Source organism: Bacteroidales bacterium, assembly GCA_035342335.1.
Classification (GTDB): domain Bacteria; phylum Bacteroidota; class Bacteroidia; order Bacteroidales; family JAGONC01; genus JAGONC01.
Genome location: DAOQWY010000022.1, coordinates 37,494 through 53,736, shown reverse-complemented (window position 1 = coordinate 53,736; position 16,243 = coordinate 37,494). Strand labels below are relative to the sequence as shown.

Sequence of the window (16,243 nt, the reverse complement as noted above, 5' to 3'; positions counted from 1 at the left end):
GGTGGCATCATTTTATTTCAGGAAGTGGTACCGGTTTGGTTCAGGGCGGAAATGCCAGTGGGCGAAAATGGGCTCTGGCGTATTACATTGATCATTTATTTAATGAAATTCCAATTAAGCAAGGCGGATATCAGAATCCAGAACTTGTTCCAGAAGATCGGGAAAAGAAAAATCACTTCAACTTTTTGGTAGAGAATAATCATTCCAATGGTTTGGGTATTGAGAAAAGGATTTAAATCCAAACCCTCCCCCCCAATTCCGCTCACCCCCCCTCCCTTTTTTCTTCTTGATGGATTTTGGGGATGGCCAACTAGCGATATGGGCTGGTATACCTCCAGACTTAATCCAGTTGGCCCAAAACTCACCAGTTTAATCATTGGTATTCCATATTCATTATCGCTCCGGTGCTGCCAAAACTCACCGGATTATGTCCATTGGGGAATTCATTTTTAACCTAGAGGTGGACGAGTGGACGAGAGGAATTGATGTTTTTGCACAAATACGTGGAAGTCCGGAGCCGATCCAGTGGGGGGGTACCTGGCCCCGTTGTCCAGAAAAAGTTTATTAAATCTGGTTTTTCTCTCGTACTCGTCCACCCCTGGTATTATTTGTAGCCGGGTTTAATTATTATCTGGCTATCCCCAAATGATTATTTAAAGTAAAAAAGAAGAGAATGGAGGGGGAGAAAAGGGAGAAGATTTTTGTTTCAATATCAACTGGCAAATCATTATCAGTAAAGGAGAAATAATCCAGAAATAAGCTACATTTGTAGTATAAGTCTTTGAAATGGAATAATTCACCGATTCAACATAAAAGAAGGTAATGAACCGGTATTTTTTATTAATGGCGATGATCATATGGAACTCCTGTTATGCGGGAACAGGAAATGCCAGGGATGGAGATCTTTTAATCTTTTCACTTGTTATCATCCTGATCCTACCCCTTGCCATTTCATATTATATTAATCTTATAAGAAAAAGAATCAAGGACAACACTTCAAGTTTCCCGCCCCATCTTCATTTTCCATTTTAGTTTCTTATTGCTTGATAGAGCCATATCTTTTGGGAAAAGTTCATCCAATGGATTAATAGTACTTTTCAATTTCCCCTTTTTGTGTTGGAAGGAGCACTGGAATTTGAATTCATACTGATGGTATGTCCCCAGGTCTCACCGGGTTGCCCAGAATTCGCCATTTTCATTAATAGTATCCAACATTCATTCATCATCCGGTGTCGCCACAGGTCACCGGGAACAATATGACAAGATATCCCCATTGAAATGTTATAAGGGGGGTGGACGAGGTACGAGATAAAAGTCCATTTTAAACAGGAACTCGAAGCAGTCGAAAATCAGTATACTGAAATACGAGTGCATATAAATAAAAGTATAAAAACCACATTTCATCTCGTACCTCGTCCACCTGCTGGCGTATAAAATCCTCCAATCCCGCCCCCAATAAGCGAAAGCGAAAAAATATTTTAGCAAAAATTTTTTTATTAAGCAAAAATTATATATATTTTTTTAAAACCATATTATTATGATGACAAATACTAATAATTCAATCCAGGGTTCATATAACCCCTTTGTTTTTCTCAATGTCGCCTTCTCAGATAGATACAGAAATTACGGCACATTTGATTTTGTGGTGGATCTTGATTATTTGAACGAAACGCTGGCCGAACATATCGAAAGATCCAATGAATGGGAATATATGGAAGAGATTTTATATAACCAGGTCATGCAAGACCGGTTCCGGCCCAAGATCCAATTAAAGAAATTCACCCGTAGTGTGGTTCATTATTTATGTTCCATGCCAGAATTTCAACGGGACTTCAGCCAAATGGTGGATAAAGGAAATGTATTTGTTTTGAATATAGATGTTGATGATCATACCCAATCCAAATTCTATCATAGTGAGCCCGAGGGTTTGATTAAATATTATTCCATTCCTGACCGCTCCCAATATGTTGGAAATTCAGAAATATTAATATCCTTCAGGTCCAAATATTCCCTGCTGGATAATAATGAAAAAAGGGTGTTCACCAATTTTGTCGGTTTGGCACACGAGAATGAGAATAATTCATTTCTAATGACAGATGATGAATTGTACGAATGGTTCTTGGCCGGTGAATATGAAAAGGGGGGTATTTGTGATAATGATAAACATTTATTTCAGTCCATTTTGGAGAATCTTTTTGTTTATGAATTCATAACAATTAAACATTCCCAAGACGAAGATGATGTTATAAGTATTTTCGAGATTGGTATCTGTGATCCTGAGATAGTAGATGGTGTTATTAAAATCAATTCTGAAGCAGATGGAAATTGATAGATCCACCCAATCGGTATTATCATATGGCCGGTTAATTGGCGAATTTGCCGATAGATGGGCGCAGATAATGAATTTTGCGAAGGGAAGATATTTGGATAAAACAATTACTATATCTAAAATCCAATTAGGCTTAATCTGGTTGGCCCAGAACTCGCCAGTACGGCCATTGGTATTCCAACATTCATTTATTATCCGGTGTTGCCAAAACTCACCGGATGATGTCCATTGGGGGGTTCATTTTTACAACCCCTCTCAAATCATTAAAAACGCTGGATTCCGCCTCCAATCAGCAAATCCTGAAAAAATATTTTATTAAAAATTTTTTTATTACGCAAAAATTATATATATTTTTAAAAAATGTAATAAAGTATCATAAATTCAAAAACTAATTAACTATGAAACAAACAAGCAATAATTTAGAAAAGGAGATAGAAAATCCTATTATCTATATCAACATTCATCTTTCAGATAAAAGGCAAGGATATGGGTCATTTGAATTTGTTGTTCAACTTAATACTTTAAAGGAGCTAGTCGATAAGTATTCACATTTATCCAAAGTTGATCCCGGCATTGAGCAAAAATCATTTGAGGAGTTCGTAAATTCAAGGTTCAGACCCTGGGTAAATGTGGAGAAGTTCACCACCAACGCTATGAACTATTTCTGTAGCCTGAAGGAAGTACAGACCAATCAAGAGAAGTTTTTATCTAAAGGATGTACAATAGAGATAAAAATTGATATTGATCACATTGAGCGTACTTCTATAGAATTATTATCAAAACAAAAAGATCCCGATTGTTATATAGAGCCAGATTATGTGTTCTTTGATGGCTGGACAGATGTCCTAATGTCTTGTATATCCAAATTAGATTTTCTGACTCCAGTGGAGCTTGATTATTATTTGGATCTACTGACCTATATTCAAAATAATGAAGATTACAAATGTACTCTTTCAAATGAGGAAATTCGTTCATTAATGTTTAAGGACAAGATGGGTCTATATAATGATGAAGAAGAATGTCTTTGGGATATTGAATATTTACATGAACGATTATTATTTTATGAAATAATTGAGTTTAAATTCATTGATGGAGAGGGTGATAATCAGCATCGCAGAGAAATTACTATACCTGATTTGGAAGCTGCCACAGAATTATTTGGTTTTATTGAGTTGTAAGTTCATTTTGAAGGAATTCCATATTATTTTGTTGGTATACCCTGGCGTACTATCGATATCGAAATGATGATGACCATTATTTCAACGCCAATCATTCAAATCCTGTCCATCTATTTTTCCAAAATTTTCGGCCAAAAATTTTTTCCGGCGTTTTGGGATGTTATCGGTTTTGGTAAAAAAATTGGCCAGAATTTTTGGAAGGACATTGTTCTACCCCATACAAACAAAGGAAAACATATATTAATGGAGGATACAAGGGGGGACTTCAAGCGGGTCTTCTGGAGCTTCCTGGGTAGGGGGGGAGAATGACCATCTGCCAATCATTATTTCCATATGATCTTCTGAAACCCGCATCAATACTCAATTTTTTTTACTTTGGCCCCCATTTTTTTGATCAAAAATTTTGTTTTTAGGATTTTTTTCTTTATTATTTATAAAAACGAGTAATAACAGAAGAAAATAAAAATAAAAGAATATGATTGAAACACGATTTTACACCATGCAGACCTTGCCGTTGTATATCAACCTGTCAAGGAGCACCATCTACAAAATGGTGAGCAAGAATACCATTCCCCATATCAAGATTGGGACACGGACATTATTTGACCGGGAGCAGATTGATCGATGGGTATTAAATGGCGGTAGGATAGAGGATGAACTACCGCAATTACCAAAAATCCAGTAAAGAAGATGGCGACATTCAATATTGTGCTGGATAAGCGAGTAAAGAAAAAAGGGGACACATACAATTTATCCCTGCGTATTGTTGATGTGAACCAGGTCAACTATGTTATTCTTGGAAGGATGACCAAGCAACAATATCAATCCGTATTTATAAGGAAAGCGCTGGATGAAGATAGTATCCAGTTCCGTGAGACCTGTGCTGGTTATGTCGCCAAAGCGGAACGGATATTCAATGGTATGCGGACATTCGAGCCAAAGAAATTCCGTGAATTGTTGTTCGCCAAAGAACCGGAAGTTCCCAGCGATAAACTATTGATGAAGGATTTGTTCAAATATTTCCTGGACAATGTTAAAACCATCAAGAACAATACACGTATCCATTTTCGAAACGTAGGCCAGATATTGGAAAAATACCAGCCAGGAATGACCATATGGGATATTACACCAGAATTTCTAAAACAATATGAAAAAGATAGACTGCGTGCGGGTAATTCTCAGAGTACCATCGATTCATATACAAGGGATTTGCGGCGGGTGATAAACTATTGTCTGAATGAAAAGAAGATCATCCCCCGCACATACGAATATCCATTTGGGAGAGGCGGATACAGCGTCAAAAGTTTCTGGCCGAAAAAAGATGTAATGACAGATGATGAAATCAAACAGGTGGTAGAATTCGATGATTTTGATGACCCTGCCCAAGAATATGCCAGGGATCTCTGGCTGTTCTTGTATCGTTGTAACGGGATCAATTTTGTGGACGCCTTGCGGATGCGCTGGAATGATATCCATCAGGATAAATTCATCATTTTCTTTCGCCGGAAAACGGAAACAACGCGCAAGAACAATAAAAAACAGATTGTGGTTCCCGTAACGGAGAAATTGGCGGAGCTCATCGAAAAGATTGGTGATAAAGACAGCCCATTTATATTAGGCCATATAACCGATGGGTGTGAGGATTATACATTGGATAACCGGTGTCATAAATTGGCGGTACAAATAAACAGGCGTCTCTTGGAGATCCAGAAGAAATTAAATCTTTCAAATCCACTAAAATTAGAAACGGCCAGAGATTGTTATGCCTCGACACAAAAACGGAACGGGATATCCATAGATGTAATAGCGGAGATGATGGGTCATAGTAATTCGGTAGTAACGGAACATTATTTGGATAGTCTGGATATGGAGAAGACCTTTGAGATCAATAGAAATATCTACTGAAAAAAACGCGCCAGGAAACGCGCCAGGATTTTAGAAAAATAGGGAAAAAAAGTGGATGGTTTAAATTAATCCCAATTTAAAAGTAAGTCCAGACAAGGGAAGGAAAACAGAGGATAAATAATTGATAATCAATTAATTGTCTCTTAATCATCGGGTCGTAGGTTCGAATCCTACCGGGGAGACCTGAAAAAACCAGCGCGTGTGAGCGCTGGTTTTTGATTTATGATGAACGATTAACAGATATTTGATTTTTGATTTTCAGTAGGTTAGGGGATTCGACCAGCACATTTGTTAAACTCAGGAATCCTTCGAATATCGCTACATCGTTACATCGCTCTATCGCTACATTTCTCCGCCGCGCCAGAAACGCTCGTCCCCTGTCTGGCGAAATAACAAATATCCCATTCACCCCCTTCATCAGAGTATTCCATTCCCGCAAGCCCCAAAAAAAATAATATTGTTAATATCAAAGAAATTAGTTAACTTTATGCCGTTCTAAATTCCGTTATTTCCCATCCAATTTTTCTAGTTATCCTGATGTGACCAGGACGTTAAATGTTACCCCATGAACCGAAAGGGTTTTTTAAGCAGTATTTTGATCGGTGCAGCTGGTGTCCTTGTACCAGCTGACAAAGTAGTTTCAAAATCCGGTGTGAAGCAAAAGGTCAGGCTCGGAGTGGATTTTATCGCCGGATTCCAGTATTATGACGGGCCTGATGCTGAGTCGCTTCTTGAAGCCGGTATGCCTCTTAAGTTGAACCGCGAACCTCATAATCGTTATGACCGCAACGCCATTGAAATCTGGTCGGGTGATGCCAAGCTCGGTTATGTTCCCCGTTCAGGAAATAAGCCCATTGCCCGGCTAATGGATGAAGGTGTGAATGTGCAGGCCAGAATATTGGAGATTGATCCGCTCAGTTTTCCAGGTGGCAGTGTAAAAATGGAGCTGTATTACCTTTGGGATGCTGCATAAGATTTTTTGCTGAAACTGGTGTGGTCATGTCGCAATTGCAGAGGCCGGACTGAGGTGGTCAAAAAAATCGGCGTATCCAGCAATGGGCTTTATCTAAATATTTTTAGGTAATTTTCAAATACATATGTTCTACTTCTCTGGCCACCTGTCGTTTCTTTTAAAATACCTGTTTTCTCTAAATCAGAAATGAGTTTATAGGATGACGGCATCGATATAGATACGATCTCACTCACTTTGTCTGCGGCAATCATGGGTCGTTTGTACAAATAATCAATTACTTTTTTGGCTTTTAATGCCCTGCTTCCCAATGATTGAATGTCTGAGTCGGTTTGTTTTTGTAACTGCATGATCGAATCAAATGTTTTTATTCCATTCCTTGCAGTTTCGGTGATGCCGACAAGGAAAAATTTGTACCATTGTCCCAAATCATTTTTTTCTCTGACCGTTGTTAGATTATCGTAGTAAAGTTTTCGGTTTTTTTCAAAAAAGTCTGACAAATACAGAACAGGTTTCTGAAGGATTCCTTTGCTTACTAAATACAATGGGATCAATAATCTTCCAACTCTTCCATTTCCATCAAGAAAGGGGTGGACAGTTTCAAACTGGTAGTGAATCAGTCCAATTTTCAGGAGTTCTGGTATATGAAGTTCTTCATTGTGCGTGAACTTTTCAATATCACTCATTAATTCCGGCACCGACGTGTAGACAGGGGGAACGAAAATGGCATCATTAATTGTTGCCCCTCCGATCCAGTTTTGACTGACCCTAAATTCACCAGGCTGTTTTTTTTCTCCTCTTACTCCTTGCAGCAATATTTGATGAGCCCCCCTGATCAGCCTTGATGAGAAAGGTAATTCTACTAATTTTCCAACAGCCCATTCCAAAGCTTTCATATAGTTCTGAACTTCCTCCCAATCATCGCGTTTATCCAATGGCAGATCCTCTTTATCCAAAAGAGCTTCATCCACCTTTGTCTGAGTACCTTCAATTTTACTACTCTGAGTTGCTTCCTTCAGAACATGCATGCTTATATATAAGTCAATATTGGGGATGTATTTTGAATACATATCCAACCTGCCCAGTTCTCTGTCTGCCTTGCTCAATAACTGCAATATTTCCATATTGTCGATTTGCAGTTGTTTGTTTATCAATTCTGGTTGGAAGCTTTTATAATAACCCTGACTTCTATATTGTCCCGATTTGAACTTTTTCATCATGAAATTTTAAACAAAGATAATCATTATTTAAGATTTTGTCCGATTTCTTGAATAAAACCCTCACTACGTTGGGGATAACGGGCACGACGAAGGAGAAGTCAGGAAGCGGCGCGGCAGAAGTCATCCCCGGCCAAGCAGGGATCTGCATCCATTCCTTCATCCTTTTCCTGTCGGAATAACAAGAACCCTTCGAATATCGCTCCATCGTTCCATCGTTACCTCGTTCCATCGTCACCTCGCTCCCTATTTCCGCCACGCCAGAAACGCGCCAGGATCTGTGGAAATCACTCAAACGGACCAGGTAAATTGAAAGACTGCTCGGTACATCTATTTTACCTTCAGCAATTCATCCAAACCTGCAATCTTAAAGGTCTTCTTTATGACAGGCGAAGCGTTGATAATGTTGAAATTGCCATCTTCCACCAGGCGTGAAACAACAATACATGAGCGAATGAACGAGGATGCAATGTAAGTCACCTCCTTCATATCGAAACAGACCTTCAAACTTGCCGGATTTGCAAGTGTCTTTTTGCTTTCGCCTGCCATATCCGTGACCCTGGAAAGGAAAGCCTCATTGTTCTCGGTACCCATTCTTCCGCTGATGAAGCAAACAAGCTTATTCTCGGGCTTACTGAAATTAAATTCTAACATGTCATTGATTTTTATAATACGCTGAATCAAGATTTTTCCCGGTGAATTTTTCCGAATTGTACCTATCCAGATCAAAATTATGGAAACTATAATTGGGCCTTCGGCGGGCGACACGCTGGATGTTGATCAGGTGCTGGGCCGAGATGTTTTCCGTCGTAATGTTCTTTCCGCCCGTTCCACAGCCCAGTGTCAGCGAGGGAGCCAGTGTATTGTAGGTCCAGCCGACGGCTCCCTGTGATGATGGGGTATTCACCACAATACGGCCGGCATTCATGATCTGTGCAAACTCGATAACCCTTTTGTCATCGTTCGCATAAATGCTGGCAGTATGCCCGATGCCGCCGAGGAAATTGAGGTCGATGCAGGTCTTGATGGCGTCGTTGTAGCTGTCGCATTCAAAATAGCCCAGGATCGGAGCCAGTATCTCGCCGGAAAGCGGGTAGTCTTTGCCAATGCCATTCAGCGGGGCAAGCATGAGATGAACGTTTTCGGGCAACATGATCCCGGCAAGATCTGCAATATATCTTGCCGGTTTGCCGACAATAGCCGCACTCATGCCGCCGGAAGACGGATCAATTGCTACATTCTCAAGTTTTTTTACCTCTTCAGGATTGAGAAAATAGCCTCCCTGCTTTTTAAATTCCGCCATCACCTTTCCGGAGATTTTTTTCTCCACTACGATGGATTGCTCGCTGGCACAGATGGTGCCGTTGTCAAAGGTCTTTGAAGAGATCACGCTGCTTACGGCAAATGGAATATCGGCGCTTTTGTCGATAAACACCGGCACATTCCCCGGCCCAACGCCGATGGCAGGATTCCCGGAGCTGTATGCGGCCCTGACCAGCCCTGTTCCGCCTGTTGCCAGGATCAGCGCCAGCTTTGGGTGGGTCATGATGGCATGTGTAAGCTCCCGTGAATGTTCCTGTACGATCTGCAGACAGTCGTCCGGGGCGCCGGCTTTCAGTGCGGCTTCATAACAGATCCTGACCGCCTCCTTTCCGGCGTTGATGGCGTTCCTGTGCACACTGAAAATTACAGGATTCCGGCTTTTCAGGCAAATCAATGTTTTATACAGAACGGTCGAAGTTGGGTTGGTGACAGGGACAATGGCAAAAATCGGCCCTAAAGGCTGCGCTATTTCCGTGATTCCTGTCAGGTGGTTTTCGGAGATGACTCCAACCGTTTTCATGTTTTTTATGCTCTCATAAACCAGTTGGGTGGCAATTACATTTTTGAGCACCTTATGCTGCCAATTGCCCATGCCGGTTTCCTCATGGGCCATTCTGGCCAGTTTCACCCGGGCATTAAAACCCGCATGGAATACTTTTTCGACGATCCGGTCGGTTTCTTTCTGGTTAAGCTGCTGGAATACAGCCGCAGCGATCTGCGCTTTTTCGAGCATTTCATCGGCCATTTTTTCAAAGTCATTCATAATTTTTCAATTTGGTGGGTCTTCTGTTTGTTTAGGCTGTCACTGCAGTTCGGAAGATGGAATTTTTTTTGTAAGGATCAGTATGTTGCAGTCATTTACCCTTTGGTAATCCACCTCATCCATCAAATTCCTGATCAGGTAAATTCCCAGGCCACCCGCTTTGCGTTCCCTTGCCGGCTTGTCAAGGTCATCGGGTGGAGGCACCTGAAGAGGGTTAAACTCAGCGCCATGATCAGTAAAGGATATCTTCAGGTGATTGTCTCCCAATGCTAGTTCCACCAGGATATTATCCCTGGCCGTTTTTGTTTTATAGCCATATCGGATGATGTTGGAAACGACTTCCTCGGATGCCAGATTCAGCTGAAACAAAAGTTCAGGGGCAATATCCCACTCAGCCCCTGTCATCTCCAGGAAGGCATTGAGCCGCTCCAGTTCAGACATGTTGTTATGAATGGAGATTTTATGTTTCATCGCCCTTTGGAAGGTTTCTTTTTGCTCTGTCAGGCCATAGGATAAAACCATCAGGGTAATGTCATCCGATTGTTCTGCCCCCTTTGTGAATTCAGCAATGCTCTCCAGAATCACCTGGGTTGTTTCCTTTACTGTCGCTTCTTTACAAGGGCCTGACAGAATTTCCTCCAGCCTGTTCTCGCCGTAGATCTCCCCTTCCCGGTCCATCGCTTCAGTTACCCCGTCAGTATAAAGCACAATGCGGTCGCCGCCGTTTAACAAGATCTTGTCATGATCGTACGGCCTGTTAAAAACCACTCCCAGTGGTGCACCATGCGTTGCCTTCAAGCCGGCAAACGTTCCGTTCTTCTTCAGGATGTAAGGATAGTTATGCCCGGCGTTGCAGTATTCCAGTTCGCCGGTTTTCATGTTCAGCAATCCCAGAAAAAAGGTAACGAACATGGCTTTGTTATTATCAACGGCAAGGTCGGAATTCATTTCCTGGACAATTTCCCTGGCATTCATCTTTTTACGGGTCCTGGAGCGGAATAGCGTCCGGGTAATGGCCATCGTAAGGGAAGCAGGAATTCCTTTCCCGGAAACATCGCCGATGCAAAAGGCCAGCCGTTCATCCTGCACAAAGAAGTAATCGTAAAGGTCGCCTCCCACCTGCAGTGCCGGTACCAGAGAGGCATAGATATCCATATCACATCGTTGTGGGAATGGGGGGAAGGTTTTCGGGATAATGGACTGCTGGATGTCGTAAGCAATCTTAAGCTCACCCTCAATCTTTTGCCGGGCAGCAGTTACCTCCTCCAGGTTCCGGATAAATTCCCTGAGTTGTCCCTGCATCTGTAGAAAACTGTCGGAAAGCTGTCCGATTTCATCCCTGGAGCGAATCCTGGGAAGCTCGGCATCAAAATTACCGGAACCAATCAGGCGTGTTGCGAATGCCAGTTTTTCCAGTGGCGTGGTAATCTTCCTGGAAATGATCACGATGGTGATCAGAATGATCAAAAATCCGATCAGGCCGAACAAAAGAATTCTTTGATGCAGGCTGTACATATCGGCCAGGATGACTTTCTCAGGGATCACAATAGCGATTGACCAATGATTGCTTTTTACAGGCGCATAGAAAATGTAGTAATCTTCATTCCGCACAAACGAGTAATATTTCCTGAAACCTGTGACTCCGCTTACCATCTCTCGGGCTAACCCAGCAAGTTGAGGCAGATTGTTTTTTTCAGCATAGGAAAAGATATTGTCGATTTGACTCACAACGGAGTCAGAACGTGAAATATACTTGCCCGTTGATGAAATAAGGAATACATAACCTGTTTCATAAACCTGCAAAGTCCTGATCATTTCACTCAGCTTCTGAATGGACAGGTCAACGGTAACCACCCCCCGGAATTTATGACTGCCGTCGGTAGAGAAAAACGGTACGCTGTACGTGATCATCATGATGTACCCGCCACCCTCGTCAAAATAGGGTTCTCCCCAGCAGGGGCCTTTTTCCCGGGGCAACGTGTACCAGTCCCATGTCGTGTAATTGTAGTTGTTCTCCCCAAGATCTTTTAGAATCAGCGAATCACCTGAGCGATAGTAATATGGGGCATAAAATTCCTTATCATCCCATAATGAAAACGGTTCAAAAGCCACGCAACATCCAAAAATCTCATCGTTCGGGATGACAAGCATCTTCATTATGTTTTGAAGGTTATTTACGTCGATTGCACCATTTTCAATAAGAGCCGCCAGATTTTCAGGTATTTTACGGGGCGGGAGCAACACACTTTCGATCTGGTAAAGGGTGCTCTGGCTAAGATTTATAGCGCTTCTTCTGACTTCTTCCAGGATAATCTTCCGGGTAATTCTGTAATTGTATACAACAATAAGGAAGAAAACTGCAAAAACAGCTGTCAGGACGTACATACTTAATTTAAAGGCCAGTTTTTGTTTTGCGATCTTCATGAAGTAACCGTATAGGATAATTTGGACGGGCAGACTGGCTGGAAAAGAAAAAGTCTTTTACAAATATAAGGAGATCCGGTGCAAAATGTACATACCGTACAGATTGGCGGGTCGTTTTATCCGGCAGGTGCAGTCTGTACCAGGATAATGAGATTCCCGCCAAAGCAGCGACCTGCATCCATTCCTTCATCCTTTTCAAATCGGACTAACAAGAATCCTTTGAATATCCCTGCGTCGTAACATCGTTACATCGCGTCATCTTCCTAACGCGCCAGGAATGTGCCGGGACTCGAGGGAAATAATCAATTCCAAAGCTTATTGTGCAACATATCAAATCCATCCCCAATTCATTCCACGGTGGAAAGAAGTCTGACCCCAACCGCATCCATTTCTTTAAGTATTTTGTAACTTTACCAAAGATCAGTTCGTGAAGTCTTTAGACAGGTTATAGAAATAGTACAGATAAGCATTAAAGATTTAGGAATGAAATCTTACCTTAAAGTCATTTTACTGGTTCTTCTCCCAATAGGATCAATGGCTCAGTTTAGCCATCCCGACAGTTTAATTCAAGCATTAAAACTTACTACAAGTGACTCATCGCGCGTTTCAATAATGGAAGGCCTTGTTGATTATTATGCAGAAGCTAACAGAGATTCTGCAATTTATTATAGTGATGAAATTCTGTTGTTGGTCAATAAAAATAATAAAAAGCTGGAAGAAGCTAATTGCTGGTGTTATAGAGGTTATCTATTAATGAAGTTGGGAAAATATCCTGAATCCTTTTCATGTTTGCAACATGCACTTAACATTGCTGAAGATCCCGAAAGCGAAAAAAATACCTGGTATTCTTATTCCTCTCCCCGCAAAATCCGTCTTAGAGTTTTAGAATACATCCATCACAATTTTGGTCATCTGATGGGCAATACCAACAACACGGAACAACAAATTCTCCACTACAACGAAACCCTTAAAATTGCAGAAGAAATTGGTGACACCTCAATGCTGGGATTTGTGACCATGAACCTGGGGAGTACCTATTTACATCTTGGCAAAATAGATTCTGCATTATTAATGGAAAAGAATGCTGAGTTGATTTTAAAACAAACCGGAGAAAAAAAATACCTCTCTTATGTTTACTATATCCTGGGCAATATTTATTTGAAAAAAGGAGACAAAGATTCTGCATTGCAAAATTATCACAAAGGTATAGATGCAGCTATCGAACAAAATAACATTGCTTATGAAGGTTCCATTTACAACAGTTTAACCAATTTATTTCTGCTCGAAAAAGATAAAGATTCTGGTTTGTACTACGCAAAAAAGTATTTGAAAATATTACAAACGATGGGTTCAACAAATTTGGGTACGGCATATCAAAATTTGTTTGAGGGCTATAAACTAAAAAATGAAATGGACAGTGCATATAAATACCAGGGATTGGCTTTGATTTCCAAGGATAGTGCTTACAATAAAACCATTGAAAATTTAACAGATTTTCAGAAACTGTATTTTAAAGAACAAATGCGCCTGCAGGAACTGGAGGAGGAAAAATCTCTTTCTGAGGCCAAGGCAAGAAACTATGCTTTTCTAACAGGATTGGGTGTGTTTCTGTTCATTGGATTTATGCTCTATCGAAATAACAGACAACAGCAAAAAGCAAATAAAGTGCTTGTTAAAAAAAATGAAATTATAGCTGAATCAAAAAAACGGAGCGATGAGTTGCTTTTAAACATTCTTCCCATTGAAGTGGCAGAAGAATTAAAGCTAACCGGGCATTGCCAGGCAAAAACATTCAGCATGGTTACGATAATGTTTGCCGATTTTAAGGACTTTACAAGTGTAAGCGAAAAGGTAAGCGCCGAATTGCTGGTTGATGAGATCAATTATTGTTTCAGCGCCTTTGACCTTATACTTCCGAAATACAAGGTTGAAAAAATAAAAACTGTCGGAGATGCATATATCTGTGTGGGTGGAATGCCAACATTAAATTTCACGCATGCACCGGATGTGATCAGTGCTGCGCTTGAGATCAGAAACTTCATGCTTGAACGTAAAAAGGAAAAAGAGACGAGGGGGGAAATTCCATTTGAATTAAGAATAGGGATTCACACCGGGCCGGTTGTAGCAGGAATTGTGGGAGTAAAAAAATATGCATACGACATCTGGGGCGATACGGTAAATCTGGCAGCAAGAATGGAAAGCAGCGGTGAAGCGGGCAAGATCAACATAAGCGGAGTAACGTATACCCTGGTGAAAGATAAATTCAATTGTACGTATCGTGGTAAAATTGTGGCCAAAAATAAAGGTGAAGTGGATATGTATTTTGTGGAAGCATAACATTGGCCGCGCCGGAAAATTTGATCACCCTGTGCCGGTCTGACCAGCTATTCTTATGGTTCACACGATCAATTATATAATACTATAGTTTTTCCCGGCGTGGATTGGTCAATTAAACTGGGGCATCCGCTTCACCCCAGGATGTTGAAGAAGTACCCGGCAATCAATAGAATGAATATGACCGCAACAGGGACAATGGGAGGACGGCCTTTCGTCCTGGTCCTGACCAGAAGCATGGCATAAAGGGAGCCGAGCGCCAGGATGCTGCCAGCAGCAAGGATGGTCAGGGCAATGGAGTGTTCATGGCTGTGAATGAAACGTATCTGCAAAACAGCGAGTACAAGGGATACCGAAAGGAACCCTCCGCTGGCGGCTCTCATCAAAGCCAATATCAGTGTCCTCACTTCCGGCGACAGTTCAACCCATTCTTTCTGAACCGCCTTGCGGTGATAACTCATGAATTTTCTTTTGATAAGGTAAAGGATGCCGAACAGAAATGCCAGTGCTGCTGCTGCAAAAGTGCAAATAGTTCCGATTATGTCAGCCATGGATACAGTTTTGAAAATGATTGAATACGTTCATCCGTTTGAGGATATCCTACATGTATTGATCAAAAAAAGGTAAGTCAAGGTTTTCAGGTACGATCGCCCTCTTTCCCTCTTCAATTTCATGAATGGTCTGAATCAGGAAGTCGTTCAGGGGAGCAGGTATGTTGAGCGATTTAGCCTGCCGGGCAAGATATCCGTTGAGGAAATCGACCTCTGTGGGCTGCCCCGCCTGGAGCGACTGAAGGCTGGAGGATTTCAGCCGCCTGTATTTCAGACCGATGATCCGGATGATCAGATGGCTCCTGGTTTGTCCTATACGGGTTGTATCATCGGCAATTTTATAGAAATCGACCTTCCCGCCGTATTTTTCCACTTTTATTCCCAGCGCCTTTCCGACAGCGATCCCTTCCCGGATGATATGAATGAAGATATTTCGCGCTTTTCGTTTTGCGAGCATCTTGCCGAGTGTAAGCCCGCACAGTGCACCCAACGTGGTGATGCAGGAATTTATGATCAGTTTGGAATACAGGTACCCATGCAAGTTGTCCGTTAGGATGACCGGTGCTATGGTACTCAGTATTTCCCTGACGAAATCAAAATGAAACGGTTTCCGGGATCCCTGATACCCAATGACCAGATCTCCTTTTGAGGTCATTTCCAGCTCACAGGGCCCGTGAACGGTTGCGCCCCAGCCAATGATGCAACCAATGACCTTTTGGTCACCAAAAATACCGGAAAGGTATTCCGGGCACATTCCGTTTTGCATCGACACAATCACCGCATTTTCACTGAGAGCCGCTTTTATATCCCTGGCAACCTGTTCCAGCGAATTCGCCTTGGTTGCGATCAGGACAACATCTTTTTTTTCACGTACTTGCCGAATATCAGCGAAGGCATTCACTCGCACCCTGAAATCTCCCCTCATTCCCCTGACATGGATACCCTCTTCTGTTATTTTATCCGCCAGTCCGGGCTGGATATCCACAATTTCAATGTCATATCCTGTACGGGCGATATGTGCCGCTGTAATTCCTCCAATACCTCCTGCACCGATGACCAGTATTTTTGGTTGTTTTGTTTCCATGGGCTTTTAAAATAAATCACGGATTAGAATAGGTAAATATAGTAAATGTTTGAGCTTTTTGTATCCATAGTAATGAACTTCTGCGTCATTTGCTGATAATGATTTCTGCCACTTTATCACGCATTTCCAGAAATACCGGTTTGAGCGGGCTGTCACCATCCGTTC

At 41.7% G+C, this 16,243-nt stretch carries 15 protein-coding genes; 9 read left to right on the top strand and 6 right to left on the bottom strand.

Annotated features, from left to right (window positions below):
• From PKI34_10835 to PKI34_10805, 7 genes are all read left to right on the top strand, one after another.
• Positions 1 to 236: hypothetical protein (locus PKI34_10835; GenBank protein HNS18305.1), on the top strand; the 236-nt coding region annotated here is incomplete at its 5' end.
• Between the two features lie 1,301 nt (positions 237 to 1,537).
• Entirely contained in the window at positions 1,538 to 2,329 is a 792-nt protein-coding gene (locus PKI34_10830; GenBank protein HNS18304.1) for a hypothetical protein, read from the top strand.
• A 398-nt stretch (positions 2,330 to 2,727) separates the two neighbouring features.
• The gene (locus PKI34_10825; protein ID HNS18303.1) at positions 2,728 to 3,507 is read left to right on the top strand and encodes a hypothetical protein; all 780 of its coding nucleotides are present in this window, start codon (positions 2,728 to 2,730) and stop codon (positions 3,505 to 3,507) included.
• Between the two features lie 63 nt (positions 3,508 to 3,570).
• Positions 3,571 to 3,816 carry a hypothetical protein gene (locus tag PKI34_10820; GenBank protein ID HNS18302.1) on the top strand — a complete coding sequence of 82 codons (246 nt, stop codon included), beginning with the start codon at positions 3,571 to 3,573 and terminating at the stop codon, positions 3,814 to 3,816.
• A 166-nt stretch (positions 3,817 to 3,982) separates the two neighbouring features.
• Entirely contained in the window at positions 3,983 to 4,192 is a 210-nt protein-coding gene (locus tag PKI34_10815) for an excisionase family DNA-binding protein (GenBank protein HNS18301.1), read from the top strand.
• Positions 4,193 to 4,197: 5 nt separating this feature from the next.
• Positions 4,198 to 5,412, top strand: coding sequence for a tyrosine-type recombinase/integrase (locus tag PKI34_10810; GenBank protein ID HNS18300.1), 1,215 nt, complete (start codon positions 4,198 to 4,200; stop codon positions 5,410 to 5,412).
• A 565-nt stretch (positions 5,413 to 5,977) separates the two neighbouring features.
• Positions 5,978 to 6,385, top strand: a complete 408-nt coding sequence (locus tag PKI34_10805) for an HIRAN domain-containing protein (GenBank protein ID HNS18299.1) — start codon at positions 5,978 to 5,980, stop codon at positions 6,383 to 6,385.
• An 89-nt stretch (positions 6,386 to 6,474) separates the two neighbouring features.
• On the opposite strand, the gene PKI34_10800 is transcribed toward PKI34_10805, so the two are convergent.
• On the bottom strand, positions 6,475 to 7,599 hold the full coding sequence (locus tag PKI34_10800; protein HNS18298.1) for a Fic family protein: 1,125 nt from the start codon (positions 7,597 to 7,599) through the stop codon (positions 6,475 to 6,477).
• Between the two features lie 50 nt (positions 7,600 to 7,649).
• Between PKI34_10800 and PKI34_10795 the strand changes: the two genes are divergently transcribed.
• The gene (locus PKI34_10795; GenBank protein ID HNS18297.1) at positions 7,650 to 7,781 is read left to right on the top strand and encodes a hypothetical protein; all 132 of its coding nucleotides are present in this window, start codon (positions 7,650 to 7,652) and stop codon (positions 7,779 to 7,781) included.
• Between the two features lie 148 nt (positions 7,782 to 7,929).
• On the opposite strand, the gene PKI34_10790 is transcribed toward PKI34_10795, so the two are convergent.
• From PKI34_10790 to PKI34_10780, 3 genes are read right to left on the bottom strand one after another with little or no spacing between them, the layout of a single operon-like run.
• The gene (locus PKI34_10790) at positions 7,930 to 8,253 is read right to left on the bottom strand and encodes an STAS domain-containing protein (GenBank protein ID HNS18296.1); all 324 of its coding nucleotides are present in this window, start codon (positions 8,251 to 8,253) and stop codon (positions 7,930 to 7,932) included.
• A 1-nt stretch (position 8,254) separates the two neighbouring features.
• Positions 8,255 to 9,685, bottom strand: a complete 1,431-nt coding sequence (locus tag PKI34_10785; protein ID HNS18295.1) for an aldehyde dehydrogenase family protein — start codon at positions 9,683 to 9,685, stop codon at positions 8,255 to 8,257.
• 39 nt (positions 9,686 to 9,724) lie between these two features.
• Positions 9,725 to 12,109 carry a SpoIIE family protein phosphatase gene (locus PKI34_10780; GenBank protein ID HNS18294.1) on the bottom strand — a complete coding sequence of 795 codons (2,385 nt, stop codon included), beginning with the start codon at positions 12,107 to 12,109 and terminating at the stop codon, positions 9,725 to 9,727.
• Positions 12,110 to 12,592: 483 nt separating this feature from the next.
• Here PKI34_10780 and PKI34_10775 point away from each other — a divergent pair, with 483 nt between their 5' ends.
• Complete coding sequence (locus tag PKI34_10775) at positions 12,593 to 14,446, top strand: adenylate/guanylate cyclase domain-containing protein (protein HNS18293.1); 1,854 nt, start codon at positions 12,593 to 12,595, stop codon at positions 14,444 to 14,446.
• Positions 14,447 to 14,577: 131 nt separating this feature from the next.
• Here the strand turns inward: PKI34_10775 and PKI34_10770 are convergent, their stop codons facing one another.
• Positions 14,578 to 14,994 (bottom strand): hypothetical protein, encoded by a 417-nt coding sequence (locus PKI34_10770; protein ID HNS18292.1) that lies wholly within the window; start codon positions 14,992 to 14,994, stop codon positions 14,578 to 14,580.
• A gap of 49 nt (positions 14,995 to 15,043) precedes the next feature.
• A complete protein-coding gene (locus PKI34_10765; protein ID HNS18291.1) occupies positions 15,044 to 16,078 on the bottom strand; it encodes a 2-dehydropantoate 2-reductase in 1,035 nt (344 codons plus the stop codon).
• Positions 16,079 to 16,243 lie beyond the last annotated feature (165 nt).

What these genes read in the sequence shown, in the direction of transcription:
- PKI34_10830 (HNS18304.1), top strand. Translation starts at nt 1,538, where the DNA reads ATGATGACAAATACTAATAATTCAATCCAGGGTTCATATAACCCCTTT.
- PKI34_10825 (HNS18303.1), top strand. Translation starts at nt 2,728, where the DNA reads ATGAAACAAACAAGCAATAATTTAGAAAAGGAGATAGAAAATCCTATT.
- PKI34_10820 (HNS18302.1), top strand. Translation starts at nt 3,571, where the DNA reads ATGATGATGACCATTATTTCAACGCCAATCATTCAAATCCTGTCCATC.
- PKI34_10815 (HNS18301.1), top strand. Translation starts at nt 3,983, where the DNA reads ATGATTGAAACACGATTTTACACCATGCAGACCTTGCCGTTGTATATC.
- PKI34_10810 (HNS18300.1), top strand. Translation starts at nt 4,198, where the DNA reads ATGGCGACATTCAATATTGTGCTGGATAAGCGAGTAAAGAAAAAAGGG.
- PKI34_10805 (HNS18299.1), top strand. Translation starts at nt 5,978, where the DNA reads ATGAACCGAAAGGGTTTTTTAAGCAGTATTTTGATCGGTGCAGCTGGT.
- PKI34_10800 (HNS18298.1), bottom strand. Translation starts at nt 7,599, where the DNA reads ATGAAAAAGTTCAAATCGGGACAATATAGAAGTCAGGGTTATTATAAA.
- PKI34_10790 (HNS18296.1), bottom strand. Translation starts at nt 8,253, where the DNA reads ATGTTAGAATTTAATTTCAGTAAGCCCGAGAATAAGCTTGTTTGCTTC.
- PKI34_10785 (HNS18295.1), bottom strand. Translation starts at nt 9,685, where the DNA reads ATGAATGACTTTGAAAAAATGGCCGATGAAATGCTCGAAAAAGCGCAG.
- PKI34_10780 (HNS18294.1), bottom strand. Translation starts at nt 12,109, where the DNA reads ATGAAGATCGCAAAACAAAAACTGGCCTTTAAATTAAGTATGTACGTC.
- PKI34_10775 (HNS18293.1), top strand. Translation starts at nt 12,593, where the DNA reads ATGAAATCTTACCTTAAAGTCATTTTACTGGTTCTTCTCCCAATAGGA.
- PKI34_10770 (HNS18292.1), bottom strand. Translation starts at nt 14,994, where the DNA reads ATGGCTGACATAATCGGAACTATTTGCACTTTTGCAGCAGCAGCACTG.
- PKI34_10765 (HNS18291.1), bottom strand. Translation starts at nt 16,078, where the DNA reads ATGGAAACAAAACAACCAAAAATACTGGTCATCGGTGCAGGAGGTATT.